Here is a 25,314-nt window from a genome sequence, read left to right as displayed (position 1 = left end):
CCACGTCGTCGCACTGCGGCCGAAAGGCCAGTCACGGCTATCGGTCCGAAGAGGCTGCGGCTCGCGGCAGCTCGTCCGGTGAGGTGCGCATGCATTCAGGCGTCACCGCCAACCGCGGCCTGCGCCTGCTCGAGCGGGACGATGTCGAGCGTGCCGAGAAACGTGGGCCCGACCTGGTGGCCGTGGTAGCCGGGGGTGGTCGTCTCCTGCCACTTCCAGGCGGCGTCGGCCGCCGGGGCGTAGCCCAGCGACGCCAGCGCCCTGGTCCGCTCCGCGATGGTGGGGACCTGGTGGCGGCGGGCGACGGGCCACGCGTGGCGCGGCCACTCCTCGGTCGTGTTGAAGACGACGAGGTACAGCTCCCAATGGGCACGGGTCGGCCGGCCGAGCACCCTGCTGGTGTGGTAGTCGCAACACACGCGGTGCAGCTGGGCCTGCTTGATGACGGGCAGGGAAGTGGGGGACATCAGACCGCCACCTCCAGGCCGCGCGGGAGGGACGCCTCGGTGATGTCGAACCACTCGGCGGCTTCGGCCACCGTGTCGAAGCCACGCGCGGCGTAGCGCCAGCGCAGGGTTTCGATCGAGTGGACGCCGAGGTGTCGGCGTCGGGATAGCCGGTGATGATCCCGTGCAGCGTGTCGCGGGTGAGGGCCTGGGGCTGGCGGGTGACGAGGTACTGGGACGGCTCGCCGCCCAGGATGGCGGGGCGGCCGGGCCACAGCCAGACGCCGGCGGTGCGGGTGGGCTTCTGGCCCCATCCGGTCGCGGCCGTCGTGGTGGTGGCCTGGGTGAGGCCCTCGCCGGTGAGCTGGTGCACGGTGTCGCAGTCGCGGCACAGCAGCCGCACCCGCACCCGCGGGAACGTGGCGGCGTGGTCGCACAGGTCGTTGGCGCAGGCGTGGGGGATCGCGCCGGTGGCGATGGGGTGGGCGCCCGCCTTCGTCGTGGCGGGTCTCGATGCTGTCCCAGGTGGGGTTGGGGCAGTCAGCGGTGTGGGTGTAGGGGTTCCAGCCGAGGTACGTCTCGGTGATCAGTTCCATCGCGGGTCCTTGCGGTGGCGGGCGCGGACGAGTTGGACGGTGGTGATGGGCGCCGTTTCGTCCGCCGCGGTGGGGCGGGCGTGGCGTGCGGTGGGCGCCTGCGGCGTGCGGCCGGGGGCGCTCGGGTGCTGCTGGGTGGCGTCGATGAGGAGCTTGGTGAGCGCGGCCAGGAGGAGGACGGCGCCGGCCGAGACGAGGAGCACCCCGCACGACGCGCTGCCGGTCAGGTCCGCACTGGTGGTCGGTGCGGCCGCGCTGGTCACGTGCGCAGCCCGTCGAACATGCGCTGCAGGCGACGGGCGGAGAGCGCCAGGCGGGCCTCGTGGTCCGCGGTGTCCTCGCCGATCAGCCGGACGGTGACCTCGCCGCAGTGCCCGGTCCCGGTGACGGTCTGGCCGTTGGTGTGCAGGCTGTTCGGCCGCGCGTTGACGCGGTCCAGCCACCACTGCCAGGCGGCAGCCGAGACGGGCCGCACCCGCAGGGTGAGCTGGTCGGCGGCCAGGACGTCGGCCTCGACCAGGTCGTGCTGGCGGGTGCGGAGGTCCTGGGCGAGGAGCGCGGCGGGCGAGTCGTGGGAGACGTCGATGCGGGTGCGGATGATGCGGCCCGCGAACTCGCTGACCTCGACGTCGTCCAGGAGGATGCCGGAGCAGTCCTGCGGGGCCGAGTGCTCGGCGAACGGCGTGAGGCTGGCGGCGTACGCGACGGGCGTCTGCTCGAGCGTCTCGGCGCGGGCGGCTGCGATCAGCGCCCGGACCGGGCCGGTCAGCTCGAGGGCCAGCTTCTCCAGGTGGTCCGCGGTCAGAGGCAGATCGTGCAGGACCGCGGCAAGCTCGAGGCGGTGGTGCAGCTCATGCTGCACGGCGCGGCTCACTCGGCGACGCTGACGTGAGACGGGACGGAGACGAGGTCGGGGGCGCTCTCGCCGGAGACCACGGGGATCAGCAGGGTGTTGGCGTCGACGGGTTCGGAGGGCGTCGGTGCCTCGAACGCGGCCGCGGCCTCGACGGAGAGCAGGACCTGCGCGCACACCTCGATGCCGTCGACGATGGCCTTGGCCTCCAGCCAGGCGCTCGCCTTCTCCTGGGCGACGACCGCGTTGACGCCGGCAATGCCGGCGAACTCTCGGACGCTCAGCGGGTCGTTGACGCCGAAGTTCAGGACGACGCGGAAGCCGATCAGGTCGCCGACCACCGCGGCCGATCGGGGCAGCGTCTCCATCTTGGCGACGATGGTGTCCATCACGGCCGACGCGCAGCGGTAGGCCTCGCGCTCGGCGTCGGCGGCCGTGACGCCGGACGGTGCGGTGTGGTCGATGGGGTGGGTAGCCTGTTCCATGTGAACCTCAGTTCTTGGGTATTGAGGTTTGCGTTCAGCTGCGGCCGCGGGATCCGGACAGGGATCGCGCGGCCGTTGTGCGTGCGGGCAGCGGACGCAGGTTGGCCAGCGGATGTGAGTGGTTGGCGGCCGTCGACGGCCGGGCCAGCGGGCCGGTGCTCGGCTCGTGGTGGAACATCGCGTCGATGCGCTCGAGGTCCGCCTCGGTGAACCAGACGGTGCGGCCCACCTTCGTGCGCGGAAGCTGCTTGATGTGCCGGCGCAGCCAGGACTCCGTCACACCGTCGGGAAGCGCGGCAGCCGCCTCGGCGTAGCTGTACCGCTTCATGCCGAGTCCGGGGTGGAGTCGGCCGGGTCCGGCGTGGGGTCGGGCACGGTGCGGCCGCTCGGGCTCCACAGGCACAGCTCGTCGATGCCGATCGTCTGGCAGATCCGGCGCGCGATCTTGGCGGGCTGTGACTTGGTTGTGCCGTTCAGCAGCGCGTCGATGGTGCTCGTCGGCACGCCGACTTTCGCGGCCAGCTCGCGTCCGCTGATGTCGGTGCCGTTCCCGATGCGGCCCATCAAGTCGCGCAGGGTATGGGGCTTGACCAGCACGTAACGGGGTTCTGCAGCCACAGTCAGCCTCCTTAGGCAATGTGACTAAATCTTTGGGCACGGCCAGCATTACAGAACCCTGGGCGCTGTGTCCAGAATTTTAGGCAAGTTCTTCAGTCCTTATTCGGTCAAGTCCTCGGGGTGGGGTGGCGCGCGCCGCCCAGATACCTGGACACTGTGACCAGGCAGGTGAATGGCTATGTGCGCCGACCAGCGCATATGCCAGAAGCAGGATGATGGACACGTGGACACCAGGCGCCACACAGCCCATGCGGAGACGAGGACGATGACGGCGGAGGATGCGGCGGGAGAGACGCCAGACGGCGTGCAGGGGCGGACGGATCTGTCCGATCTCGTACGCAACCGTATGGAGGAGCTAGGCGTCAGCTTGCGAGCTGTCGCGGACGCCACCATTGATCCCGAGACGCCGGAGGCGGGCCCGCAGTTCAAGCGCGGCACCCTTGAAAACCTGGTCAAGGGCCGCAACGTCAAGGCCCCCAGCGAGGCCCAGTTGCGAGGTCTCGCGACGGCGTTGAAGCTGCCACTCCTGGCGCTGCAGCGTGCGGCCAGCGCTCAGTTCTTCGGGCACGTTGCCGAGCGCTGGGCCGAGCAGAGCGAGCGTGTACGCGTGTTCATCGCGCGCATCAACGAGCTGAGCGACGAGGATCTCGACGAGTACGAGGAGCTCGCCGAGATCCTTCACCGCCGGCGCCGAAATGCTCAGGGCTGAATAAAGCGGAGAGTAATACTACTAACAGTTACATCCCTGAGCATTTCGGCGCCGGCGGTGAAGGATCTCGGCGAGCTCCTCGTACTCGTCGAGATCCTCGTCGCTCAGCTCGTTGATGCGCGCGATGAACACGCGTACACGCTCGCTCTGCTCGGCCCAGCGCTCGGCAACGTGCCCGAAGAACTGAGCGCTGGCCGCACGCTGCAGCGCCAGGAGTGGCAGCTTCAACGCCGTCGCGAGACCTCGCAACTGGGCCTCGCTGGGGGCCTTGACGTTGCGGCCCTTGACCAGGTTTTCAAGGGTGCCGCGCTTGAACTGCGGGCCCGCCTCCGGCGTCTCGGGATCAATGGTGGCGTCCGCGACAGCTCGCAAGCTGACGCCTAGCTCCTCCATACGGTTGCGTACGAGATCGGACAGATCCGTCCGCCCCTGCACGCCGTCTGGCGTCTCTCCCGCCGCATCCTCCGCCGTCATCGTCCTCGTCTCCGCATGGGCTGTGTGGCGCCTGGTGTCCACGTGTCCATCATCCTGCTTCTGGCATATGCGCTGGTCGGCGCACATAGCCATTCACCTGCCTGGTCACAGTGTCCAGGTATCTGGGCGGCGCGCGCCACCCCACCCCGAGGACTTGACCGAATAAGGACTGAAGAACTTGCCTAAAATTCTGGACACAGCGCCCAGGGTTCTGTAATGCTGGCCGTGCCCAAAGATTTAGTCACATTGCCTAAGGAGGCTGACTGTGGCTGCAGAACCCCGTTACGTGCTGGTCAAGCCCCATACCCTGCGCGACTTGATGGGCCGCATCGGGAACGGCACCGACATCAGCGGACGCGAGCTGGCCGCGAAAGTCGGCGTGCCGACGAGCACCATCGACGCGCTGCTGAACGGCACAACCAAGTCACAGCCCGCCAAGATCGCGCGCCGGATCTGCCAGACGATCGGCATCGACGAGCTGTGCCTGTGGAGCCCGAGCGGCCGCACCGTGCCCGACCCCACGCCGGACCCGGCCGACTCCACCCCGGACTCGGCATGAAGCGGTACAGCTACGCCGAGGCGGCTGCCGCGCTTCCCGACGGTGTGACGGAGTCCTGGCTGCGCCGGCACATCAAGCAGCTTCCGCGCACGAAGGTGGGCCGCACCGTCTGGTTCACCGAGGCGGACCTCGAGCGCATCGACGCGATGTTCCACCACGAGCCGAGCACCGGCCCGCTGGCCCGGCCGTCGACGGCCGCCAACCACTCACATCCGCTGGCCAACCTGCGTCCGCTGCCCGCACGCACAACGGCCGCGCGATCCCTGTCCGGATCCCGCGGCCGCAGCTGAACGCAAACCTCAATACCCAAGAACTGAGGTTCACATGGAACAGGCTACCCACCCCATCGACCACACCGCACCGTCCGGCGTCACGGCCGCCGACGCCGAGCGCGAGGCCTACCGCTGCGCGTCGGCCGTGATGGACACCATCGTCGCCAAGATGGAGACGCTGCCCCGATCGGCCGCGGTGGTCGGCGACCTGATCGGCTTCCGCGTCGTCCTGAACTTCGGCGTCAACGACCCGCTGAGCGTCCGAGAGTTCGCCGGCATTGCCGGCGTCAACGCGGTCGTCGCCCAGGAGAAGGCGAGCGCCTGGCTGGAGGCCAAGGCCATCGTCGACGGCATCGAGGTGTGCGCGCAGGTCCTGCTCTCCGTCGAGGCCGCGGCCGCGTTCGAGGCACCGACGCCCTCCGAACCCGTCGACGCCAACACCCTGCTGATCCCCGTGGTCTCCGGCGAGAGCGCCCCCGACCTCGTCTCCGTCCCGTCTCACGTCAGCGTCGCCGAGTGAGCCGCGCCGTGCAGCATGAGCTGCACCACCGCCTCGAGCTTGCCGCGGTCCTGCACGATCTGCCTCTGACCGCGGACCACCTGGAGAAGCTGGCCCTCGAGCTGACCGGCCCGGTCCGGGCGCTGATCGCAGCCGCCCGCGCCGAGACGCTCGAGCAGACGCCCGTCGCGTACGCCGCCAGCCTCACGCCGTTCGCCGAGCACTCGGCCCCGCAGGACTGCTCCGGCATCCTCCTGGACGACGTCGAGGTCAGCGAGTTCGCGGGCCGCATCATCCGCACCCGCATCGACGTCTCCCACGACTCGCCCGCCGCGCTCCTCGCCCAGGACCTCCGCACCCGCCAGCACGACCTGGTCGAGGCCGACGTCCTGGCCGCCGACCAGCTCACCCTGCGGGTGCGGCCCGTCTCGGCTGCCGCCTGGCAGTGGTGGCTGGACCGCGTCAACGCGCGGCCGAACAGCCTGCACACCAACGGCCAGACCGTCACCGGGACCGGGCACTGCGGCGAGGTCACCGTCCGGCTGATCGGCGAGGACACCGCGGACCACGAGGCCCGCCTGGCGCTCTCCGCCCGTCGCCTGCAGCGCATGTTCGACGGGCTGCGCACGTGACCAGCGCGGCCGCACCGACCACCAGTGCGGACCTGACCGGCAGCGCGTCGTGCGGGGTGCTCCTCGTCTCGGCCGGCGCCGTCCTCTCTGGGCGACCGGCGCGCGATCTTGGCGGGCTGTGACTTGGTTGTGCCGTCAGCAGCGCGTCGATGGTGCTCGTCGGCCGCCGACTTCGCGGCCAGCTCGCGTCCGCTGATGTCGGTGCCGTTCCCGATGCGGCCCATCAAGTCGCGCAGGGTATGGGGCTTGACCAGCACGTAACGGGGTTCTGCAGCCACAGTCAGCCTCCTTAGGCAATGTGACTAAATCTTTGGGCACGGCCAGCATTACAGAACCCTGGGCGCTGTGTCCAGAATTTTAGGCAAGTTCTTCAGTCCTTATTCGGTCAAGTCCTCGGGGTGGGGTGGCGCGCGCCGCCCAGATACCTGGACACTGTGACCAGGCAGGTGAATGGCTATGTGCGCCGACCAGCGCATATGCCAGAAGCAGGATGATGGACACGTGGACACCAGGCGCCACACAGCCCATGCGGAGACGAGGACGATGACGGCGGAGGATGCGGCGGGAGAGACGCCAGACGGCGTGCAGGGGCGGACGGATCTGTCCGATCTCGTACGCAACCGTATGGAGGAGCTAGGCGTCAGCTTGCGAGCTGTCGCGGACGCCACCATTGATCCCGAGACGCCGGAGGCGGGCCCGCAGTTCAAGCGCGGCACCCTTGAAAACCTGGTCAAGGGCCGCAACGTCAAGGCCCCCAGCGAGGCCCAGTTGCGAGGTCTCGCGACGGCGTTGAAGCTGCCACTCCTGGCGCTGCAGCGTGCGGCCAGCGCTCAGTTCTTCGGGCACGTTGCCGAGCGCTGGGCCGAGCAGAGCGAGCGTGTACGCGTGTTCATCGCGCGCATCAACGAGCTGAGCGACGAGGATCTCGACGAGTACGAGGAGCTCGCCGAGATCCTTCACCGCCGGCGCCGAAATGCTCAGGGCTGAATAAAGCGGAGAGTAATACTACTAACAGTTACATCCCTGAACCCTCTGGTCACACCTGTAACTGTGTGGCATCGTCAATGATCCGCCTGGGGGGCGAGTAGGAACAGCACTACACCCGTGCGCTCGAACGTATGCGTGAGTGCGCCGGTGTGCCATGCAAGGGGGCATGACGATGGCAGCAATAGACAGCGAGGCTCAGCCGCAGGCGGAAACGGCAGAGGGCCAGCCACGGGCCGACTTCCACATGGAGTTCGTCCCCAGGATCGCCGGCGGACGGGCCATCGCGCCGCTCGAGGCGAAGGGCGCGTTCGCATTCGGCGTGGCCATCGGAGCCATGACGAAGCAGTGCCTCGACGAGATGATCGCCCATCTCCGCGCCATCGTCGGCGGCGGCAGATGGATCCAGCACTGGCCCGTACTCCCCAACGAAGCCAGCAGTACACGGGAGCAGTCCCACAGCGAGTCTTCGCCCCGGCTGGCCACCTTCGACATGGAGTGGCGCGACACGCTGCCTGACGGCGCAGCGATCAAGCCCGACGAGCGCGAGGGCCGGTTCGTATGGCTCGTCCGAAGGGGCGCCATGACCACGCAGTGCTTCGAAGAGCTGCGCGCCTACCTGCTCGCCATCGTCACCAGCGGCAAATGGACCCAGAACTGGGACGGCGACGCCGCCCCCGGCATCTGATCGTGCCCGCCGCGCCGGACCCCTGCCCCTGGCCCGGCGCGGCGGGCACCGGCGCGCCTGGACCGCTCCTCAGGCAGAGCTGACGGCGCGCAGCCCCTCGTGCGGCGCCGCCCCGCGCATGGCGTGGCTGACTGCGGCGCTGATCTCGTCGTCGAGGTTGGACAGCAGGTGCCCGTATCGGTCGATCGTCGTGGTGATCGACTCGTGTCCGAGGCGCCGCTGGATCGCGGCGGGGCTGATGTTCTGCGCGATCAGCCAGGCAACGTGGGTGTGCCGCAGGTCGTGGATCCGCGGGCGCTTGGTGAGACCCTTCTTGATGGCCTCCTTGAGCGCCCGCTCCCACTTGCGGTGGTAAAAATTCGAGTGGCGCCAGGCCTTGCCCAGGCCGCCCCGGAAGATGAAGTCCTCGGGCCCGCGGCCGGCCGCCTGACGGCGCAGCATCGCCAGCTGGTCCTCGGTCAGCGCCACCAGGCGCCGGGCCTTCCTGGTCTTGGGCGGGCCAATCCTGAAGGTGTTGTCGTCCTGGCGCTTCCACGCGCGCTGGATGCTGACCTTGCCGGTGGTCCAGTTGATGTCGCGGGCCTGCAGCGCGGTGGCCTCGCCCCAGCGCATGCCGGTGCCCACGAGGAAGTCGGCGAGGTCGGCCGCGTCCGGGTCGAGATTGCGGAGCTCGAGGCTGATGCGCGCGTACTCGTCGTGCTCGAGGAATACCATCTCCTCCTCGGTGCCCTCGTCCGTCCTGGGCAGCCCGGTCTTCTTGCAGGGGTTCGACTCGCGCAGCGCGGGCTCGGCCTCCACGGCGGCCTGGAAGATGGAGTACAGCAGCCCGTGCCGGTTGGCGATGGACTTGGCGCTCGCCTTGATGCGCAGCACCTTCTCGGGGTCGTCAGGGTGTGTCACGGCGTGGCGCTGCCGGCCGACCCACGCGTTCACGTCGGCCTGGGTCACGGTGCAGACGGTCGGCGGGTGCTCGGTGCCGTCCGCGGCGGTGTGGACCAGGCCGCCGAGGCGGTGCTCGAGGCCGGCCGCGTCCTTGTAGCGGACGCCGCCGAAGTGCAGTTCGATGTCGCGCTTGTAGTCGGCCTTGCTGCGGTCGTCCGCCGTGTTGAGCGCGTCGACGTAGGCGTGCGCGAAGTCCAGCAGGGGATGGTCCCCGGGGTTCACCTCCGGCTCCACGAAGCCCTGGCCGCGGACCCAGCCAGGCGGCCAGCAGTTACCGTGCGCCTCGACCAGGAGCCGGAACTGGGTGGCGCTGGGCTCGTCGCCGAACTTCTCGCCCTGCCATTCGCCGTCCTGACGCCACTTCACCTGATACGTGATCTCGCCCGACTTCCGTGGGCGCGGAACGATGCTCGCCATGGAGGGAAGATACGGGCTGATCGGGGCGCTACGGCAGGGGTGATGTTCCCGTTCTGTTCCCAGCGATCTGGAAAAGATCAAGGCCCGACCTGTTTTCGCAGGTCGGGCCTTGATCATTCAGGGTGAGTGACGGGACTTGAACCCGCGGCCACCTGGACCACAACCAGGTGCTCTACCAACTGAGCTACACCCACCATGTCCGGTCTTCTGTCGCTCTTCCGACCGGCCGAGAAAAAGTGTACAGGGTCCGAAGGGGTGCTCGCGCACCCGTTTTCCGGACCCCGTACGAGTGGACACGGGACAGCCCGGAAAGGGGCTACTCCGCAGGCAGGACGTACTTCGCCGCGATCGACTTCGCGGTGTCGGAGTCGGGTCCGGGCTGCGGCACGAAGACCGCCTCGCGGTAGTAGCGCAGCTCCGCGATGGACTCGCGGATGTCGGCGAGCGCCCGGTGGTTGCCGTTCTTCTCCGGACTGTTGAAGTACGCCCTCGGGTACCAGCGCCGGGCCAGTTCCTTGACCGAGGACACATCGACGATCCGGTAGTGGAGGTACTCCTCCAGCGTCGGCATGTCACGCAGCAGGAACCCGCGGTCGGTGCCGACCGAGTTCCCGCAGAGCGGGGCCTTGCCCGCATCCTTGACGTGCTCACGTACATAGGAGAGAACCTGCTCCTCGGCGTCCGCGAGCGTCGTGCCGCCCGCCAGCTCGTCGAGGAGACCGGAGGCGGTGTGCATGGTGCGCACCACCTCCGGCATGGTCTCCAGGGCCTCGTCCGGCGGGCGGATCACGATGTCCACACCGTCGCCGAGTACGTTCAGCTCCGAATCGGTGACCAGTGCGGCCACCTCGATGAGCGCGTCGTTCGCCAGCGAGAGTCCGGTCATCTCGCAGTCGATCCACACCATGCGATCGTTCATGCGACCAACCCTACGGGTCGGACCTTCCCGCTGGCAGACGACGGTCGTCGGCTCCTGTTCCGGTGGCTGTCGTGACCGCTCGTGGCGGCTACGGTGCCGAGCGCTGTCCGGGCAGGCTCGCCCGGCCCGGCGCGAACGCGTCGGACGCGGGTTTCCCGCCCTCCGCGTGGACCGTCGGCCCCGACGGACCCGTCGAGACGGAGGTCGTCGGCGCCCCGAGCGCGTGCGCGGCCGCGGTCCGCCGGGACTGCGCGGGCACGGGTCCGTGACCCGGCGGCTCGTGGCCGCCCACCGGGGCCAGCTCCACCGGCTTCTCCGGCTTCCCGCCCCCCGTCTCGCCCGCCTGCGGCCGGCGCGCGCGGTACGCGGTCCGGTACGCGGCCGGGGACGAGCCGAGCTGGCGGCGGAAGTGCCCGCGCAGCGCGACCGGCGAACGGAAGCCGCAGCGCCCGGCGACCTCGTCGACGGAGTAGTCGGAGGTCTCCAGGAGCCGCTGTGCCTGAAGCACCCGCTGGGTGATCAGCCACTGCAGCGGCGCGCTCCCGGTCAGGGAACGGAACCGCCGGTCGAAGGTGCGGCGGCTCATATAGGCGCGGGCCGCCAGCGTCTCGACGTCGAACTGCTCGTGTAAATGCTCCAGTGCCCAGGCGACGACCTCGGCCAGCGGATCGGCGCCGATCTCCTCCGGCAGCGACCGGTCGAGATAGCGCTCCTGGCCGCCGCTGCGGCGCGGCGGGACCACCAGGCGGCGGGCGAGCGCCCCGGCCGCCTCGTTGCCGTGGTCCGTGCGCACGATGTGCAGGCACAGGTCGATACCGGCCGCGGTGCCGGCGCTCGTCAGTACGTCCCCGTCGTCCACGAAGAGCTCGCGCGGGTCCACGTGGACCGACGGGTAGCGCTTGGCGAGCGTCGGCGCGTACATCCAGTGCGTGGTGGCCGGACGGCCGTCGAGCAGGCCCGCCGCCGCGAGCACGAAGGCTCCGGTGCACAGGCCGACGATGCGCGCGCCTTCCTCGTGGGCGCGCCGGATCGCGTCAAGCGCCTCCTCCGGTGGCGGCGAGGTGATGGACCGCCAGGCCGGCACGACGACCGTGCCCGCCCGCGAGATCGCCTCGAGTCCGTGTGGTGCGGTGAGCTCCAGTCCCCCTGTGGTCCGCAGGGGGCCCTCTTCACCGGCGCACACGAGCAACCGGTACCGGGGAACTCCCGCGTCCTGGCGGTCGATTCCGAACACGGAGAGCGGAATGGAACTCTCGAAAATGGGTCCGCCGCTGAACAGGAGTACCGCGACGATCTCTCGTCGGCGGCGCCCCGCCAGCTTGCGAGCCGCCGCCTCCGGCGCGGTGATGGAGTCGTGGCTCATCCTGCTAAGCCCCCCTCGGTGATCGCGGCTCCCTCAATACTTTGACGGGCTGTTCGCTCCTGCACGTTTCCCCTCGGTCCTGCACGAAGTCCCCCGCCGCCTACAGATCAGACAGTCATGATCGAATCTACTGTGTCCCGTGGTGCCGTCGTGACCAGTTAAGGACCTGGCACATTGTCGACATGGCAACGTGGCGTGAAGCAGTCGATCACGAAGCGTTGCACTCGCGGGCGTTGCTGGGAAGTACGCCTGTCCTCAGTGGCCGGTCCCCGTAGGGTGCAAGCGGCCTCCGCGGTCCTTTCAGCCCTGGTGGAACGGGGGTTGGAAGGCCCCCAGGGCAAGGGGTGCCCCGTGACGTGAAGTTGGCTGAAAATATACGGGGTGGTGTGCGGTCGCCGGTCACTCCACCGGCGCACTCCGATCCGCCCGATGCCCGCCCCTGTGCGCCCCCGAGGGGCTTCTGCCATGACGGCCACGATGGCGGCAGCACTGTTCACTGTGCAACTGTTCTGCGCCACGTTCCGAGCGGCGGAGCAGTATCCGGCAGACGGCGGTGACGGCGACGAGCCCGAGGGCGGCGCCGGCGGTCCCGGCGGCCGAGCCGCCGTACCCGACGAGCACGACCGGGACCACGACACAGCTGAAGGCCGCCCAGCGGACCACGGCGTCCGCTCCCTCGGTTCCGTTCGCCCCGTCCGCCCCGTTTCGTGGGGCGGCTGCCGAGTCGTTGCGGGCGTGCGTCGGGGCGGCGCGGTGCGCGCGGGTCGGTCCGGGCACGGAGTGCTCCCTGTGTCTTCGGTTCGGGAGTTCAACGCGCGGCCGTCGCCACGGTCACTTGACGCGGCCGGGGCGGGGGCCACAAGAGTGCGCAAACCGCCTGTACGGGGCAGCAACCATTGCCATACGGGCGTGCCTCGTGCATGCTCCCCTGAACGCTGCGGAGCGTGACCCCCTCAGCAAGCGGGGAGCGGGCCTGGCAGCAGGCCGGAGTCTGGGCGAAGGAGGAGTGCCGCCGTACCCTTGGGGGTATGGGGTTGGGAAGATGATTCCCGGACACAGCTCCGCCGAGTCCGTTGTCGTCCCTCATTCCAGCCCTCATTCCAGAGGCCCACGGAGTACACGCCGAGACACTCATGGCCGGTCACGAGATTCCCGAACCCGCGGACCGCAAGCGGCAGGTCGCCGAACCCACGGAGACCCCCCTCGCGGCGGAAGAGACACGTCACCCCTGTGATCCCGCGTTCCAGCACGGGGTCGTCGTCGGTTTCGACGGCTCGACGTCGAGCGAGCGCGCCCTCGCCTACGCGATCGGCATGGCCCATCGCTCGGGCTCCGGGCTGATCATCGTGCACGTCGCCAACCGGCTGCCGACCACGGTGTGGGCCGGCTGCGAGCCGCCCGTCTTCGTCGACGTGCCGGACCACCGCACCGAGGTGCTCGGGCTCGAGCTGGCCTGTGCGGAGTATCTGGCCGAGGTGCCCTGGATCCTCGTCGAGCGCGGTGGCGACATCTGCCACGAGCTGGAGGAGGTCGGCCGCGAGTACTCCGCCGACGCCATCGTCGTGGGCTCGACCCACGGGCTCGTCGGACGGATCTTCGGCTCGGTCGCCGGGCGGCTCGCGCGGCGCGCGCAGCGGCCCGTCATCGTCATCCCGTAGGGGCCCGGGTCCAGGGCCCCTCGGAGGCCCCGGGCGGCCCCTGGCGGTTCCGTCCAACCTACTCACGCGTACGAGGTGCCTTGTGCCCTTGTGAAGGGTACGTATCGAACGCGGGAAAGAACGCGGGAAAGAACGCGGGAAAACGCGGGGGAGCGACCAACTGGCGGCTGCGGCCGGGGTAATGGGCGACCCCGGCCATGCGGGAACGGGTTCCATGCGCAGGGTGGCGCGCATGGGGCCCGTTCGTCTGTCCGCGTGCCTGTCGCGTGCGAGCGGGGTGGTTACTCCACCGTCACGGACTTCGCCAGGTTGCGCGGCTTGTCGATGTCCCGGCCGAGCGCCAACGCCGTGTGGTAGGCGAGGAGTTGGAGCGGGATGCCCATGAGGATCGGGTCCAGCTCGTCCTCGTTCTTCGGCACGACGATGGTGCGGTCGGCCTTCTCCTGCTCCTGGTGGGCGACGGCGAGGATGCGGCCCGCGCGGGCCTTGATCTCCTCCATGGCGGCGCGGTTCTTCTCCAGGAGGTCGTCGTCGGGGACGATCGCGACCGTGGGGAGCGCCGGCTCGATGAGGGCGAGCGGGCCGTGCTTCAGCTCGGAGGCGGGGTAGGCCTCGGCGTGGATGTACGAGACCTCCTTCAGCTTCAGGGAAGCCTCGCGGGCCACCGGGTAGCCCCGGACACGCCCGATGAACATCATCGAGCGGGCGTCCGCGTACTCCTCGGCGATCTTCTTGATCTCCGCCTCCTGCTCCAGGATCGCGGTGATCTGCGCGGGCAGCTTGCGCAGGCCCTCGATGATCCGCTTGCCGTCGGCGACGGACAGGTCGCGGATGCGGCCCAGGTGCAGGGCGAGCAGCGCGAAGGCGACCGTGGTGTTGGTGAAGCACTTGGTGGAGACGACGCAGACCTCGGGGCCCGCGTGCACGTAGACACCGGCGTCCGACTCGCGGGCGATCGCAGAGCCGACCACGTTCACGACGCCGAAGACCCGGGCGCCCTTGCGCTTCAGCTCCTGGACGGCGGCGAGCACGTCGTAGGTCTCGCCGGACTGGGAGACCGCGATGTAGAGGGTGTCGGGGTCGACGACCGCGTTGCGGTAGCGGAACTCGGAGGCGGGCTCGGCGTCCGCGGGGATGCGGGCCAGCTCCTCGATCATCTGGGCGCCGATGAGACCGGCGTGGTACGAGGTGCCGCAGCCGAGGATCTTCACGCGGCGCACGGAGCGGGCCTCGCGGGCGTCGAGGTTGAGGCCGCCGAGGTGCACGGTGGAGAAGCGGTCGTCGATACGGCCGCGCAGGACGCGGTCGACGGCGTCTGCCTGCTCGAAGATCTCCTTGTGCATGTACGTGTCGTGGCCGCCCATGTCGTAGGAGGCGGCCTCGTACTCGACGGTCGTCGGGGACGCGGTCGTGCGCGTGCCCTCGGTCGTGTAGGTGCGGAAGTCGTCGGCCTTGAGGGTGGCCATCTCGCCGTCGTCGAGGGTGACGACCTGGCGGGTGTGGGAGACGAGCGCGGCGATGTCGGAGGCGACGAACATCTCCTTGTCGCCGATGCCGAGGACGACCGGCGAGCCGTTGCGGGCCACCACGATGCGGTCGGGGAAGTCGGCGTGGACGACCGCGATGCCGTACGTGCCCTCGATGAGGCGGAGCGCGTCGCGGACCTTGTCCTCCAGGTCCGTCGCCTGCGAGCGGGCGATGAGGTGGGTGAGGACCTCGGTGTCCGTCTCGGAGAGGAACTCGACGCCCTCGGCGACCAGCTTCGCGCGCAGCTCGGCGGCGTTGTCGATGATGCCGTTGTGGACGACGGCGACCTTGTCGTCGCCGGACATGTGCGGGTGCGCGTTCTCGTCGGAGGGGGCGCCGTGCGTGGCCCAGCGGGTGTGGGCGATGCCGGTGGTGCCCTTGAAGCGCGCCGGGACCTTGGCCTCCAGGTCGCGGACGCGGCCCTTGGCCTTGACCATCTTCAGGCCCGTGGCCTTCGGGCTGGTGATGACGATGCCCGCGGAGTCGTAGCCGCGGTACTCCAGACGCTGCAGCCCCTCCAGGAGGAGCGGGGCCACGTCACGCTTGCCGATGTAGCCGACAATTCCGCACATAGGTAAGAAAGGTCCCCTCTAGTTCACGCTGTGGCTCATGGTGGGCGGCGCCGGTCAGCCGTAGACGATCCGGCGGAGCTGTCGGAGGGACAGCTCCGGCGGCGCCACCGCCCGGTACCGCAGGTCCGCCCTGATCTGTTCGAAGATCGCCGCGTTCACCAGGCCCTGGGCCTGGAGTTCGCGGTGGCGGCGACGGACGTAGTCCTCCGTCGACTCGTCGAAGTAGGCGAGCACGTCCTGGATCACCCGCAGCGCCTCGCCCCGTCCCAGGGGGGTGCTGCGGGTCAGATGATCGACGAGTTCCTCGTGCACTCGGACGATCCTGGGGTAGTGCCGTGGCTTTCGCAAGAAATCTGCCCGATATCGGGCAAGGATGGTCGGAGTGGCGTACGAGTGGGAACGGTTCGGGCGGATATGATCTTGGCTTGAACCGGCTTATGCCGTCTGTTCCGGCCGCGTTCACCCGGCGTATCCGCACGAGATGGGTGCCCCCAGCAACTTTCAGGCCATGGACATTCCACGTATGGGCGTACCCGATGAGCTGGCCGGCCGGAGCCTCGCCGAGCAGCACGAGTACCTGCGCTCCAAGCTCTCCCGCCGCACGATGATGCGCGGCGGCGCCGTCACCCTCGGCGCGGTCGCGGGCGGCGTCTTCGTCCCGGGCGCCGCGACCGCCGCGACCCCCGCCGCCTCGGCCACCGCCGCGCGTCCCTCGCACGACCACGTGGACGGCGCGCTCGTCGCCCCCTTCGGCCGCCACCTCTCCTACGGCGCCGACCCGCGCACCGAGATGACGGTGTCCTGGCAGGTGCCGGTCCCGGTGAAGAACCCGTTCATCCGCGTCGGCGCGCACGCCGGTGACCTCTCCCGGAAGATCCCGGCCGAGGTCCGCGCGCTGTACACCCCGGCGGGCGTCGGCACGAGCGCCGACCACACCCAGTACTACGTGCACGCGGAGCTGACCCACCTCAAGCCTGGCAAGACGTACTACTACGGCGTCGGCCACCAGGGCTTCGACCCGGCGGCGCCGAAGTTCGCGGGCACCATCGGCACCTTCACCACGGCGCCCGCGCGCTCGCAGCCCTTCACCTTCACCGCCTTCGGCGACCAGGGCGTCAGCTACCACGCGCTCGCCAACGACAGCCTGATCCTCGCCCAGGGGCCCGCCTTCCACCTGCACGCCGGTGACATCGCGTACGCGGACCCGTCGGGTTCGGGCCGCACCACGGACACGTTCGACGCGCGGACCTGGGACCAGTTCCTCGCGCAGACCGAGTCCGTCGCCAAGTCGGTGCCGTGGATGGTCAGTTACGGCAACCACGACATGGAAGCCTGGTACTCGCCGAACGGCTACGGCAGCCAGGAGGCCCGCTTCGCGCCGCCGCGCAACGGCCCGGACCCGAAGAACCTGCCGAGCGTGTACTCCTTCGTGCACGGCAACACGGCGGTCATCTCGCTCGACGCCAACGACGTGTCGTGGGAGATCCCGGCCAACCTCGGCATCTCCGGGGGCACCCAGACCACGTGGTTCGAGGCGCAGCTGAAGAAGTTCCGCCGCTCGGGCTCCGGGATCGACTTCATCGTCGTCTTCTTCCACCACTGCGCGTACTGCACCGCTACCGCGCACGCCTCGGAGGGGGGTGTGCGCAAGGAGTGGGTGCCGCTGTTCGAGAAGTACACGGTCGACCTCGTCATCAACGGCCACAACCACGTCTACGAGCGCTCCGACGTGCTCAAGGGCGAGAAGGTCACCAAGGAGCTGCCGATCGGCGGCACCGCCTACCCGGAGACCGACGGCGTCGTCTACGTCACGGCCGGCGCGGCGGGCAAGAGCCTGTACGCCTTCCCGGTCGAGGACACCTACCAGGGCCACGAGAAGGAGATCGACCCCTTCCAGTCGTACGTGGTCCAGCCCGACGGCTCCAAGAAGTCGGTGACCGTCGACTGGTCGCGGGTGCGGTACACGAACTACTCGTTCCTGCGGGTGGACGTGGAGCCGGCGCCGGTGGGCCGTACGGCCCGGTTGACGGTACGGGGGCTCGCCGAGACGGGTGCGGAGATCGACCGCTTCGTCGTGGCTCGACGCGTACGCCGGTAGGGGCGCGGGGAACTGCGCGACCGGCCCCCACCGGCGGTCAGACGGTGAACGACACGGGGCTCCGCCCCGGACCCCGCTCCTCAATCGCCGGAGGGGCTTGATCTGGCGGAGCGGCTCGATTCGGCTAGAGCCGCTTCAACACGGCCTGTTTCGCCGCCGCGAACTCCTCCTCCGTCAGGACCCCGGCCCGGTGCAGCTCGCCGAGCTCCCGCAGGCGCCGCAGCAGCGCGTCGTGGTCGTCCTCGGCCGGGGCGGGCCGGGGCGCCGGGGCCGGGTCCTCGGGGGCGGGCGGGGCGACGGCGGGCGCGGCGGGCGCCGCCGGGTGCGGGAGGCGGGCCTGGACGGCCGCCGCGACCAGCGCCATCAGCGGGTCCTTCTTGAACCCCCACAGCTCGACCGAGTTCGGGTCGTACTTCGGCGGCGCCTTCGTCGGCGACGATCTGACGACGAAGCGCAGACAGCCGTTCTCCAGACCCACGGCCGGCTGCCACTCCACCGCCGCGATGTCGCCGAGGGCGAGCATCCGTGCCCCCGCGGCGGCCTTGGCGTCGTCCGTCTTCCAGTTCCACTCCAGGCGTATGTGCTCCCCGTCGAAGCTCACCGTGCCGTCCCCGGCGGAGACGGAGAGCGGCACGGCCGGGCCCGGCAGGACGTAGGCGGTGCAGGGCGTCGAGGGGACCTGTTCGATCAGCAGCGCGTTGCGCACCTCGTCCACCAGGTACTCGGCGACCCCGTACCGGTCCGACTCGACGGTGAGCTGGTACGGGTCCGAGGAGTCCGTCAGCTTGCCGCCCGACGCCTGGAGGAGCGGGTCCGCGCCGTCGCGCAGCCGCAGCCGCAGGCGGCCCGTCTTCTTGCCGTGCTCGAAGGAGATCCCGGCCAACGCCTCCAGGGGGACGACGAGTTCGCCCAGCGTCTTGCGGAGCAGGCCGACGTTCTTGTCCCGGCCGGGCGTCAGCCGCAGGGCCTCGCCGTCGAACGTCCACGTGCCGTCGCGCTGGATGATTTCCGCCATGGGGCGATTCTGACATCAGGCCTCCGGGGAATGGTCTACACCTTGACCGGACGCGGGGCGGAGGGTACGCATGGTGACCGATCGGTTGCACCTACACGCGCACGACACGCTCGTACGACGAACTCCGCCAACGACCACCGTCGAAGGGACCGTTCGTGAGGACGCACCGCAGATCGCACCACGGATCGCACCGCAGATCGCATCCCCGGCCCGCCGCCCTCAGGCCCGCGGCGGCCGTGCTCGGCTCACTTCTTCTCGTCGCCGCCGGAGCCGGTGGACTCGGCGCGGTCCCGGCCGCCGCCTCACCCACCGCCGCCTCGCCCGCCGCCGCGACCCCGCTCGGGCAGATCGTGCCCGCGCCCGCGAAGGCGACGGCGGGCGGATCCGCGTACCGGATCACCGCCGCGACCCGGATCCGCGTCGAGGACGGCTCGCGCGAGGCGCGCCGGGTCGGCGACTACCTCGCCGGGGTCCTGCGCCCGTCCACCGGCTACAAGCTGCCCGTCACCGAGGACGAGGGGCGCGACGGCATCCGGCTCGACCTGAACCGCAAGGACAAGGCGCTCGGCGCGGAGGGGTACCGGCTGACCAGCGACGGGCGGTCCGTCACCGTCGTCGCGCGCGAGGCCGCCGGGCTCTTCCACGGCGTCCAGACCCTGCGCCAGCAACTGCCCGCGAAGGTGGAGGCCGACAGCAGGCAGTCCGGGCCGTGGCTGGTCGCGGGCGGCACCATCGAGGACACCCCGCGCTACGAGTGGCGCGGCGCCCACCTCGACGTGTCCCGCCACTTCTTCCAGGTCGACCAAGTCAAGCGGTACATCGACGAGCTGGCGCTCTACAAGGTCAACAAGCTGCATCTGCACCTGAGCGACGACCAGGGCTGGCGCATCGCCGTCGACTCCTGGCCGCGCCTCGCCACGTACGGCGGGTCGACGCAGGTCGGCGGCGGCGCGGGCGGCTACTACACCAAGGCGCAGTACAAGGAGATCGTCCGGTACGCCGCCTCCCGCTATCTGGAGGTCGTGCCCGAGATCGACATGCCGAGCCACACGAACGCGGCCCTCGCCTCCTACGCCGAGCTGAACTGCGACGGCGTCGCGCCGCCGCTCTACACCGGCACCGAGGTCGGCTTCAGCTCGCTGTGCGTGAACAAGGACGTCACGTACGAGTTCGTCGACGACGTCATCCGGGAGCTGGCCGCGCTCACGCCCGGCCGGTACCTCCACATCGGCGGCGACGAGGCGCACTCCACCAGTCACGAGGACTACGTCACCTTCATGAACAAGGTGCAGCCGATCGTCGCCAAGTACGGCAAGACGGTCGTCGGCTGGCACCAGCTGACCGCCGCCACGCCGATCAAGGGCGCGCTCGCGCAGTACTGGGGCACGGAAGGGACGAGTGCGGCGGAGAAGGCGCAGGTCGCCGAGGCCGCCAAGAACGGGACCGGGATCATCATCTCGCCCGCCGACCGCACGTACCTCGACATGAAGTACACCAAGGACACGCCGCTCGGCCTGTCGTGGGCCGGGTACGTGGAGGTGCGGCGCTCCTACGACTGGGACCCGGGCACCTACCTGCCCGGTGCGCCGGCGTCGGCCGTGAAGGGTGTCGAGGCGCCGCTGTGGTCGGAGACCCTGTCGACCTCCGCGCACCTCGACTACATGGCGTTCCCGCGCCTGCCCGGGGTCGCCGAGCTCGGCTGGTCGCCCGCGGCCACGCACGACTGGGACACGTACAAGGTGCGGCTCGCCGCGCAGGCGCCGCGCTGGGACGCGCTCGGCATCGGCTACTACAAGTCGCCGCAGGTGCCGTGGCCTGCCGCGTGAGGCGCATGTGAAAGGGGCTCGGGAGGACCGTCTCCCGAGCCCCTTCCGGTCTTCGGCGCCGCGTCACGCGATCGGGTTCTCCAGGTCGCCGACCAGCTGGAGCGCGCCCGACGGGTCCGCCAGGTCCACCATCTGCGCGTTGTTGCGCAGCTGGAGCCGGTTGAGGGCGGACAGCGCGAACGTCGGGGCGAACATGTCGTACTGCTTGAACTTGTCCGCCAGGTGCGGCGCGGAGTCCTGGTAGTCGCGGACGCAGTCGGCGACCGCCGCCCAGAACGTGTCCTCGTCCAGGACGCCGTCCTCGACGAGGTTCGCCGCCAGGAAGCGGAAGAAGCAGTCGAAGACGTCCGTGAAGATCGACAGCAGCTTCATGTCGTCGGGGACGTCGACCCGGATGCGGTCCACCTTCGGCGGGAGCACCGCGTCCGTGTCCATCACCGCGATCTCCTCGGCGATGTCCTTGAACACCGCCCGCGTGACCACGCCGCGCTCGTCCAGGACCAGGATGACGTTCTCGCCGTGCGGCATGAACACCAGGTCGTAGGCGTAGAAGCTGTGGAGGAGCGGGGTCAGGTACGCGTTCAGGTACGGCTTCAGCCACTCGCGCGGCGTCAGGCCCGAGCGCTCGATGAGCGCGCCCGCGAAGGAGCGGCCCGCGCGGTCCACGTGAAGCAGCGACGCCATCGTGGCGAGCCGCTCGCCCTCGGCGAGGGACGGGACCGGCGACTCGCGCCACAGGGCCGCCAGCATCTTGCGGTAGGGCGAGTAGCGGTCGGTGGCGGCCTCGTACTCCAGGTGCCGGTAGCCGACGGCCGCGCGCTCGCGGATGATCGTCAGGCCCGTGCCGCTGAGGACCTCGTCGCTCTCGATGAGGTGGGCCAGCCAGTCGTTGATGGCCGGGGTCGCCTCCATGTACGCCGCCGAGAGGCCGCGCATGAAGCCCATGTTGATGACGGACAGGGCCGTCTTCACGTAGTGCTTCTCCGGGGAGGTGGAGTTGAAGAACGTCCGGATCGACTGCTGCGCCAGGTACTCGTCGTCGCCCTCGCCGAGCAGGACGAGGCGGCGCTGGGCGACCTCGGCGGCGAAGGTGACGGACAGCTTGTTCCACCACTGCCACGGGTGGACGGGGATGAGCAGGTAGTCGGCCGGGTCGAGGCCCTGGTCGCGGAGGGTGGCGTCGAAGCGGTCGAGCGTGCCCCGGCCCAGTTCGGCGCGGAGCAGCGACTCGTAGTCGAGGCCGATGCCCGAGGTGAACGCGGCCCGCTCGCGCGTCGCCGCCAGCCAGATCAGCCGTACGGGGCTCGCGGTCTCGGGCGCGTACGAGAGGTACTCGTGGATGCCGAAGCCGAGGCGGCCGTTGTTCGCGACGAAGCAGGGGTGGCCCTCGGTCATGCCCGTCTCGATGTCCTGGAAGGACCCGGAGGCGGCCAGCTCGGCGGCGGTGACATCGGGCTTCGTCAGCTTGTAGCAGGTGCCGGAGAGGGTGGAGGAGATCTCCTCCAGGTAGACCGGCAGGATCGCGTCGGACAGGCCGAGCGCGCCCTTCAGCTCGGTGAAGAACTCAAGCGCCTGGAGCGGGAGTTCGGTGCCGTCGCGGTGGCGGGTGATCGACTCGGCGGGGATCTGCCAGTGGTCCAGGCGCAGTCGGCGGGCGCTGAACTCGTAGCGGGTGGCGCCGTCGTCGCTGCGGACGACGTAGCGGCCGTCCTCCAGTGGTTCGGGGGTGAGGAGGCGCTCGTGGGTGAACTCGGCGAGGCCCTTGCGGACGAGGAGGCGGTTGGCCTCGGCCCAGCGCTCGGGGGAGAGGTGGGAGACGGCGTCGGCGAGGGTCATGCGCGGGCCCCCTCGGCGATGGCGGCCTCGAACTGCGCGCGCGTGCAGAAGCTGAGCAGCGCCCTCTTCTCCGGCTTGTCGATCTCCCGGTCGGGGACGAAGCCGACGGCCTCGTTGAGCGCGTGCACGGCCTTGTTGCGGACGTCGGGCTCGACGACGACGCGCGCCACCTCGGGGTCCGCGAAGAGGTGCGCCATCACGGCGGTGATCACGGCGCGGGTGAAGCCGTGCTCGGGGGTGTCGGTCGGCGCGACGAGGAAGTGCATGCCGACGTCGCCGGGCTCGGGCTCGTACAGGCCGACCAGCTCCACGTACCGCGGGTCGTAGCGCTCCATCAGGAAGACGGGGACACCGTCCCGCTCGCCGATGAACGCGTCGTGGTGCTCGGCCGCCGCGATGGACATGTACTCGCGCTCGACGTCCGGCAGCGAGGCGTCCCCCATCAGCCAGAACGACGCCTTGGGGTGGGTGACCCAGCCGTGGACGAGTTCCGCGTCCTTGGTCGGGTCGAGGGTGCGTATCGCGAAGGTCATACGGAGAACTCCTGGAAGGCGATGGTCTTCTCGACGGGGTAGTACTCGGTGCCGAGCAGCTCGCCGATGATGTAGCTGTTGCGGTAAGCACCCATGCCCAGGTCGGGGCTGGTGATGCTGTGCGTGTGCACGCCCGCGTTCTGGAGGAAGATGCCGCGCCCGGTGGTGTCGATCGCGTAGTTGCGGGCGACGTCGAAGCGGCCGCGCCCGTCGTAGCGGATGCGGTCCCTGACCGGCTCCAGGAAGGCGGGGGCCTGGTACTTGTAGCCGGTCGCGAGGATCAGGCCCTCGGTCTGGATCTCGTACGCCTTGTCCTGCTCCTCCTGGTGCAGGCCGAGGGTGTACGTGCCGTCCTCGTAACGCGCGCTCACGAGAGCGGAGTTGGTGAGGAGGCGCGTCGGCACGGGACCGCCGAGCTTCTTTTGGTAGAGCAGGTCGAAGATCGCGTCGACCAGCTCGCCGTCGATGCCCTTGAACAGGCCCTTCTGCCGCTCCTCCAGGGCGTACCGGGTGGTCTCCGGCAGCGCGTGGAAGTAGTCGATGTAGTCCGGGGACGTCATCTCCAGCGTCAGCTTGGTGTATTCGAGGGGGAAGAAGCGCGGGGAGCGCGTGACCCAGTTCAGGCGGTAGCCGTGGACGTCGATCTCGCTGAGCAGGTCGTAGTAGATCTCGGCGGCGGACTGGCCGCTGCCGATCAGCGTGATCGACTCCTTCTTCTGCAGCTCCTGCTTGTGCTGCAGGTAGCGCGAGTTGTGGAGGTAGTCGCCGCCGAGGCCCTGGACGGCCTCGGGGATGTGCGGCGGGGTGCCGGTGCCGAGGACCAGGTGCGGGGCGCGGTAGGTGGCGCCGCTCTCGGTGGTGGCGGTGTAGAGGCCGTCGCCCTCGTCGTACGTGACGGAGGTGACCGTCGTGTTGAAGCGGATGGACGAGACCTTGGCGGCGGCCCAGCGGCAGTAGTCGTTGTACTCGACGCGCAGCGGATAGAAGTTCTCGCGGATGTAGAACGAGTACAGCCGCCCGTTCTCCTTCAGGTAGTTGAGGAAGGAGTACGGGGAGGTGGGGTCGGCGAGCGTGACGAGGTCCGACATGAACGGGGTCTGGAGGTGCGCGCCCTCCAGGAACATGCCGGAGTGCCACTCGAAGTCCGGCTTGGACTCCAGGAAGACGCCGTTCAGCTCGGCTATGGGTTCGGTCAGGCAGGCGAGGCCGAGGTTGAACGGTCCGAGCCCGATCCCGATGAAGTCATACGTGTCACGGGGTTCAGGAAGCGCGGTCAAGGGTGTCTCCCAGGTACTGCTCGGCGTGGCCGGCGATGAGGTCGAGGACGGCCGAGATGTCGGCGAGCGTCGTCTCGGGGTTGAGCAGGGTGAACTTCAGGAACTGGCGGTCGCCCACCTTGGTGCCCGCGACGACGGCGTCACCGGAGGCGAACAGGGCTTTGCGGGCGTAGAGGTTGGCGCGGTCGATCTCGGCGGGGTCGGTGACGGCGGCGGGGATGTAGCGGTAGACGAGTGTGGACAGGCTCGGCTCCACGACGACGTCGAAGCGCGGGTCGGCGGCGAGCACCTTCCAGCCCTCATGGGCGAGGTCGCACACCTCGTCGAAGAGGTTGCCGATGCCGTCGGCGCCCATCACGCGCAGCGTCATCCACAGCTTCAGCGCGTCGAAGCGGCGGGTGGTCTGCAGGGACTTGTCGACCTGGTTGGGGATGCGCTCGGCGACCGTACGGCGCGGGTTGAGGTACTCCGCGTGGTACGTGGCGTGGCGCAGGGTGGCGCCGTCGCGGACCAGGATCGCGCTCGAACTCACCGGCTGGAAGAAGGACTTGTGGTAGTCGACGGTGACGGAGTCGGCGCGCTCGATGCCGGTCAGCCGGTCACGGTTCCTCGGCGAGACGAGCAGCCCGCAGCCGTACGCGGCGTCGACGTGCATCCACGTGTCGTACTGGGCGCACAGCTCGGCGATCTCCGGCATCGGGTCGATGGAGCCGAAGTCGGTCGTGCCTGCGGTGGCGACGACGGCCATGGGGACGAGGCCGTCGGCGCGGCAGCGCTCCAGCTCGGCGGCGAGCGCCACGGTCTGCATCCGCTTGTTCCGGTCGACCGGGATGGTGACGACCGCGTCGGCGGAGAGGCCGAGGAGCTGCGCGGACTTCTTCACGCTGAAGTGGCTGACCTCGGAGGCGAAGATCCGGAGCTTGGCGAGCGAGGCGGGGCCCTCCCAGCTCTCCGGGCCGGTCTTGGCCTCCTGGCGGGCGAGGAGCAGCGCCTGGAGGTTGGACTGCGAGCCGCCGGAGGTGAAGACGCCGTCGGCGGCGGGGCCGAGGCCGATGCGCGCGGCGGTCCAGTCGATGAGTTTGCGCTCGATGAGCGTGCCGCCCGCCGACTGGTCCCAGGTGTCGAGCGAGGAGTTGACGGCGGAGAGGACGGCCTCGGCGACCACGGCGGGGATCACGACCGGGCAGTTGAGGTGCGCCAGGTAGCGGGGGTGGTGGAAGTAGACGGCGTCGCGGAGGTAGACGTCCTCCAGCTCGTCGAGCACGGCCATCGTGTCGTGGAGCGGCTCGTCCAGGTCGACGGCGTCGATGGTCGGCGCGAGGGCGTCCGGGGTGACGCCCGTGAACGGCCGTGCGGTGGTGGCGAGTTTGGCCGCCACCCGCTCGATTCCCTCGGTCACGGAACTGCGGTAGAGCTCCGCGGTCGTGTCATTGAGCAGGTGCGAGCGCATGAACGGTTCCTCCGGGTGGGGGTGGGGTGTTCCCGGGCGGGACGGGGAGAGGCGGGGCAGGAGAAA

Annotated in this window: 27 protein-coding genes and 1 tRNA gene; 10 read left to right on the top strand and 18 right to left on the bottom strand. The window is 69.7% G+C overall.

Annotated features, from left to right (window positions below; all coding sequences use genetic code 11):
* Nucleotides 1–95: 95 nt before the first annotated feature.
* The 6 genes from N5I75_RS12745 to N5I75_RS12720 form a co-directional block, all read right to left on the bottom strand.
* Nucleotides 96–467: a DUF6303 family protein gene (locus N5I75_RS12745; RefSeq protein WP_476676869.1), complete on the bottom strand. Its 372-nt coding sequence runs from the start codon at nucleotides 465–467 to the stop codon at nucleotides 96–98.
* Between the two features lie 565 nt (nucleotides 468–1,032).
* On the bottom strand, nucleotides 1,033–1,305 hold the full coding sequence (locus N5I75_RS12740; RefSeq protein WP_476676867.1) for a hypothetical protein: 273 nt from the start codon (nucleotides 1,303–1,305) through the stop codon (nucleotides 1,033–1,035).
* Nucleotides 1,302–1,916 carry a hypothetical protein gene (locus N5I75_RS12735; protein WP_476676858.1) on the bottom strand — a complete coding sequence of 205 codons (615 nt, stop codon included), beginning with the start codon at nucleotides 1,914–1,916 and terminating at the stop codon, nucleotides 1,302–1,304. Before N5I75_RS12735 ends, N5I75_RS12740 begins: the two co-directional genes overlap by 4 nt.
* The gene (locus N5I75_RS12730; RefSeq protein ID WP_476676860.1) at nucleotides 1,913–2,380 is read right to left on the bottom strand and encodes a hypothetical protein; all 468 of its coding nucleotides are present in this window, start codon (nucleotides 2,378–2,380) and stop codon (nucleotides 1,913–1,915) included. Before N5I75_RS12730 ends, N5I75_RS12735 begins: the two co-directional genes overlap by 4 nt.
* 34 nt (nucleotides 2,381–2,414) lie before the next feature.
* On the bottom strand, nucleotides 2,415–2,708 hold the full coding sequence (locus N5I75_RS12725; RefSeq protein WP_476676862.1) for a helix-turn-helix domain-containing protein: 294 nt from the start codon (nucleotides 2,706–2,708) through the stop codon (nucleotides 2,415–2,417).
* Nucleotides 2,705–2,998, bottom strand: coding sequence for a helix-turn-helix domain-containing protein (locus N5I75_RS12720; RefSeq protein WP_476676864.1), 294 nt, complete (start codon nucleotides 2,996–2,998; stop codon nucleotides 2,705–2,707). The genes N5I75_RS12725 and N5I75_RS12720 overlap by 4 nt, the downstream gene beginning before the upstream one ends.
* A gap of 265 nt (nucleotides 2,999–3,263) precedes the next feature.
* Between N5I75_RS12720 and N5I75_RS12715 the strand changes: the two genes are divergently transcribed.
* Nucleotides 3,264–3,707, top strand: a complete 444-nt coding sequence (locus N5I75_RS12715) for an XRE family transcriptional regulator (protein WP_476676856.1) — start codon at nucleotides 3,264–3,266, stop codon at nucleotides 3,705–3,707.
* Nucleotides 3,708–3,728: 21 nt separating this feature from the next.
* Here the strand turns inward: N5I75_RS12715 and N5I75_RS12710 are convergent, their stop codons facing one another.
* Entirely contained in the window at nucleotides 3,729–4,181 is a 453-nt protein-coding gene (locus tag N5I75_RS12710; RefSeq protein WP_476676865.1) for an XRE family transcriptional regulator, read from the bottom strand.
* Between the two features lie 265 nt (nucleotides 4,182–4,446).
* Between N5I75_RS12710 and N5I75_RS12705 the strand changes: the two genes are divergently transcribed.
* The 6 genes from N5I75_RS12705 to N5I75_RS12680 all read left to right on the top strand — a co-directional run bounded on the left by N5I75_RS12705 (nucleotide 4,447) and on the right by N5I75_RS12680 (nucleotide 7,815).
* A complete protein-coding gene (locus tag N5I75_RS12705) occupies nucleotides 4,447–4,740 on the top strand; it encodes a helix-turn-helix domain-containing protein (protein WP_476676864.1) in 294 nt (97 codons plus the stop codon).
* On the top strand, nucleotides 4,737–5,030 hold the full coding sequence (locus N5I75_RS12700) for a helix-turn-helix domain-containing protein (RefSeq protein ID WP_476676862.1): 294 nt from the start codon (nucleotides 4,737–4,739) through the stop codon (nucleotides 5,028–5,030). Before N5I75_RS12705 ends, N5I75_RS12700 begins: the two co-directional genes overlap by 4 nt.
* Nucleotides 5,031–5,064: 34 nt before the next feature.
* Nucleotides 5,065–5,532: a hypothetical protein gene (locus tag N5I75_RS12695; protein ID WP_476676860.1), complete on the top strand. Its 468-nt coding sequence runs from the start codon at nucleotides 5,065–5,067 to the stop codon at nucleotides 5,530–5,532.
* Nucleotides 5,529–6,143: a hypothetical protein gene (locus N5I75_RS12690; RefSeq protein ID WP_476676858.1), complete on the top strand. Its 615-nt coding sequence runs from the start codon at nucleotides 5,529–5,531 to the stop codon at nucleotides 6,141–6,143. Before N5I75_RS12695 ends, N5I75_RS12690 begins: the two co-directional genes overlap by 4 nt.
* Nucleotides 6,144–6,686: 543 nt before the next feature.
* Nucleotides 6,687–7,130 (top strand): XRE family transcriptional regulator, encoded by a 444-nt coding sequence (locus N5I75_RS12685; protein WP_476676856.1) that lies wholly within the window; start codon nucleotides 6,687–6,689, stop codon nucleotides 7,128–7,130.
* A gap of 172 nt (nucleotides 7,131–7,302) precedes the next feature.
* Nucleotides 7,303–7,815 carry a hypothetical protein gene (locus tag N5I75_RS12680; protein ID WP_476676854.1) on the top strand — a complete coding sequence of 171 codons (513 nt, stop codon included), beginning with the start codon at nucleotides 7,303–7,305 and terminating at the stop codon, nucleotides 7,813–7,815.
* Nucleotides 7,816–7,884: 69 nt separating this feature from the next.
* Here N5I75_RS12680 and N5I75_RS12675 read toward each other — a convergent pair whose 3' ends face one another.
* The 4 genes from N5I75_RS12675 to N5I75_RS12660 form a co-directional block, all read right to left on the bottom strand.
* A complete protein-coding gene (locus N5I75_RS12675) occupies nucleotides 7,885–9,174 on the bottom strand; it encodes a site-specific integrase (protein ID WP_476676852.1) in 1,290 nt (429 codons plus the stop codon).
* Nucleotides 9,175–9,295: 121 nt separating this feature from the next.
* Nucleotides 9,296–9,368, bottom strand: a tRNA-His gene (locus N5I75_RS12670).
* Nucleotides 9,369–9,490: 122 nt separating this feature from the next.
* Nucleotides 9,491–10,093, bottom strand: coding sequence for an oligoribonuclease (orn, locus tag N5I75_RS12665; RefSeq protein ID WP_394433838.1), 603 nt, complete (start codon nucleotides 10,091–10,093; stop codon nucleotides 9,491–9,493).
* 88 nt (nucleotides 10,094–10,181) lie between these two features.
* On the bottom strand, nucleotides 10,182–11,456 hold the full coding sequence (locus N5I75_RS12660) for a GlxA family transcriptional regulator (protein WP_476676850.1): 1,275 nt from the start codon (nucleotides 11,454–11,456) through the stop codon (nucleotides 10,182–10,184).
* 1,133 nt (nucleotides 11,457–12,589) lie between these two features.
* Between N5I75_RS12660 and N5I75_RS12655 the strand changes: the two genes are divergently transcribed.
* Nucleotides 12,590–13,114: a universal stress protein gene (locus tag N5I75_RS12655; protein WP_398202863.1), complete on the top strand. Its 525-nt coding sequence runs from the start codon at nucleotides 12,590–12,592 to the stop codon at nucleotides 13,112–13,114.
* 281 nt (nucleotides 13,115–13,395) lie between these two features.
* On the opposite strand, the gene glmS is transcribed toward N5I75_RS12655, so the two are convergent.
* Both glmS and N5I75_RS12645 read right to left on the bottom strand, forming a co-directional pair.
* Nucleotides 13,396–15,213 carry a glutamine--fructose-6-phosphate transaminase (isomerizing) gene (glmS, locus tag N5I75_RS12650; protein WP_476676848.1) on the bottom strand — a complete coding sequence of 606 codons (1,818 nt, stop codon included), beginning with the start codon at nucleotides 15,211–15,213 and terminating at the stop codon, nucleotides 13,396–13,398.
* A gap of 54 nt (nucleotides 15,214–15,267) precedes the next feature.
* Nucleotides 15,268–15,525, bottom strand: coding sequence for a hypothetical protein (locus tag N5I75_RS12645; RefSeq protein ID WP_476676846.1), 258 nt, complete (start codon nucleotides 15,523–15,525; stop codon nucleotides 15,268–15,270).
* Between the two features lie 211 nt (nucleotides 15,526–15,736).
* On the opposite strand from N5I75_RS12645, the gene N5I75_RS12640 reads away from it, so the two are divergent.
* Entirely contained in the window at nucleotides 15,737–17,311 is a 1,575-nt protein-coding gene (locus N5I75_RS12640) for a purple acid phosphatase family protein (RefSeq protein ID WP_476676845.1), read from the top strand.
* Nucleotides 17,312–17,435: 124 nt separating this feature from the next.
* On the opposite strand, the gene N5I75_RS12635 is transcribed toward N5I75_RS12640, so the two are convergent.
* Complete coding sequence (locus tag N5I75_RS12635) at nucleotides 17,436–18,326, bottom strand: DUF4429 domain-containing protein (protein WP_476676843.1); 891 nt, start codon at nucleotides 18,324–18,326, stop codon at nucleotides 17,436–17,438.
* 155 nt (nucleotides 18,327–18,481) lie between these two features.
* Between N5I75_RS12635 and N5I75_RS12630 the strand changes: the two genes are divergently transcribed.
* Nucleotides 18,482–20,152 carry a beta-N-acetylhexosaminidase gene (locus N5I75_RS12630; protein ID WP_476676841.1) on the top strand — a complete coding sequence of 557 codons (1,671 nt, stop codon included), beginning with the start codon at nucleotides 18,482–18,484 and terminating at the stop codon, nucleotides 20,150–20,152.
* A 63-nt stretch (nucleotides 20,153–20,215) separates the two neighbouring features.
* Here the strand turns inward: N5I75_RS12630 and N5I75_RS12625 are convergent, their stop codons facing one another.
* The 4 genes from N5I75_RS12625 to desA are packed head-to-tail and all read right to left on the bottom strand — an operon-like array spanning nucleotide 20,216 to nucleotide 25,248.
* Nucleotides 20,216–21,988: an IucA/IucC family protein gene (locus N5I75_RS12625; RefSeq protein WP_476676840.1), complete on the bottom strand. Its 1,773-nt coding sequence runs from the start codon at nucleotides 21,986–21,988 to the stop codon at nucleotides 20,216–20,218.
* A complete protein-coding gene (locus N5I75_RS12620) occupies nucleotides 21,985–22,521 on the bottom strand; it encodes a GNAT family N-acetyltransferase (protein ID WP_476676838.1) in 537 nt (178 codons plus the stop codon). The genes N5I75_RS12625 and N5I75_RS12620 overlap by 4 nt, the downstream gene beginning before the upstream one ends.
* On the bottom strand, nucleotides 22,518–23,798 hold the full coding sequence (locus N5I75_RS12615) for a lysine N(6)-hydroxylase/L-ornithine N(5)-oxygenase family protein (protein ID WP_476676836.1): 1,281 nt from the start codon (nucleotides 23,796–23,798) through the stop codon (nucleotides 22,518–22,520). Before N5I75_RS12615 ends, N5I75_RS12620 begins: the two co-directional genes overlap by 4 nt.
* Complete coding sequence (gene desA, locus N5I75_RS12610; RefSeq protein ID WP_476676835.1) at nucleotides 23,782–25,248, bottom strand: lysine decarboxylase DesA; 1,467 nt, start codon at nucleotides 25,246–25,248, stop codon at nucleotides 23,782–23,784. Before desA ends, N5I75_RS12615 begins: the two co-directional genes overlap by 17 nt.
* Nucleotides 25,249–25,314: the final 66 nt, after the last annotated feature.

Source organism: Streptomyces sp. R818 (genome assembly GCF_056172735.1).
Note: the sequence above shows the minus strand (reverse complement) of the source record. Positions and strands in the feature narration are given on the sequence as shown.

Excerpts from the sequence above, each read along its gene's own strand:
- N5I75_RS12745 (WP_476676869.1), bottom strand. The coding sequence starts at position 467 with ATGTCCCCCACTTCCCTGCCCGTCATCAAGCAGGCCCAGCTGCACCGC.
- N5I75_RS12730 (WP_476676860.1), bottom strand. The coding sequence starts at position 2,380 with ATGGAACAGGCTACCCACCCCATCGACCACACCGCACCGTCCGGCGTC.
- N5I75_RS12725 (WP_476676862.1), bottom strand. The coding sequence starts at position 2,708 with ATGAAGCGGTACAGCTACGCCGAGGCGGCTGCCGCGCTTCCCGACGGT.
- N5I75_RS12715 (WP_476676856.1), top strand. The coding sequence starts at position 3,264 with ATGACGGCGGAGGATGCGGCGGGAGAGACGCCAGACGGCGTGCAGGGG.
- N5I75_RS12710 (WP_476676865.1), bottom strand. The coding sequence starts at position 4,181 with ATGACGGCGGAGGATGCGGCGGGAGAGACGCCAGACGGCGTGCAGGGG.
- N5I75_RS12700 (WP_476676862.1), top strand. The coding sequence starts at position 4,737 with ATGAAGCGGTACAGCTACGCCGAGGCGGCTGCCGCGCTTCCCGACGGT.
- N5I75_RS12695 (WP_476676860.1), top strand. The coding sequence starts at position 5,065 with ATGGAACAGGCTACCCACCCCATCGACCACACCGCACCGTCCGGCGTC.
- N5I75_RS12685 (WP_476676856.1), top strand. The coding sequence starts at position 6,687 with ATGACGGCGGAGGATGCGGCGGGAGAGACGCCAGACGGCGTGCAGGGG.
- N5I75_RS12680 (WP_476676854.1), top strand. The coding sequence starts at position 7,303 with ATGGCAGCAATAGACAGCGAGGCTCAGCCGCAGGCGGAAACGGCAGAG.
- N5I75_RS12675 (WP_476676852.1), bottom strand. The coding sequence starts at position 9,174 with ATGGCGAGCATCGTTCCGCGCCCACGGAAGTCGGGCGAGATCACGTAT.
- orn (WP_394433838.1), bottom strand. The coding sequence starts at position 10,093 with ATGAACGATCGCATGGTGTGGATCGACTGCGAGATGACCGGACTCTCG.
- N5I75_RS12660 (WP_476676850.1), bottom strand. The coding sequence starts at position 11,456 with ATGAGCCACGACTCCATCACCGCGCCGGAGGCGGCGGCTCGCAAGCTG.
- N5I75_RS12655 (WP_398202863.1), top strand. The coding sequence starts at position 12,590 with ATGGCCGGTCACGAGATTCCCGAACCCGCGGACCGCAAGCGGCAGGTC.
- glmS (WP_476676848.1), bottom strand. The coding sequence starts at position 15,213 with ATGTGCGGAATTGTCGGCTACATCGGCAAGCGTGACGTGGCCCCGCTC.
- N5I75_RS12640 (WP_476676845.1), top strand. The coding sequence starts at position 15,737 with ATGGGCGTACCCGATGAGCTGGCCGGCCGGAGCCTCGCCGAGCAGCAC.
- N5I75_RS12635 (WP_476676843.1), bottom strand. The coding sequence starts at position 18,326 with ATGGCGGAAATCATCCAGCGCGACGGCACGTGGACGTTCGACGGCGAG.
- N5I75_RS12625 (WP_476676840.1), bottom strand. The coding sequence starts at position 21,988 with ATGACCCTCGCCGACGCCGTCTCCCACCTCTCCCCCGAGCGCTGGGCC.
- N5I75_RS12620 (WP_476676838.1), bottom strand. The coding sequence starts at position 22,521 with ATGACCTTCGCGATACGCACCCTCGACCCGACCAAGGACGCGGAACTC.
- desA (WP_476676835.1), bottom strand. The coding sequence starts at position 25,248 with ATGCGCTCGCACCTGCTCAATGACACGACCGCGGAGCTCTACCGCAGT.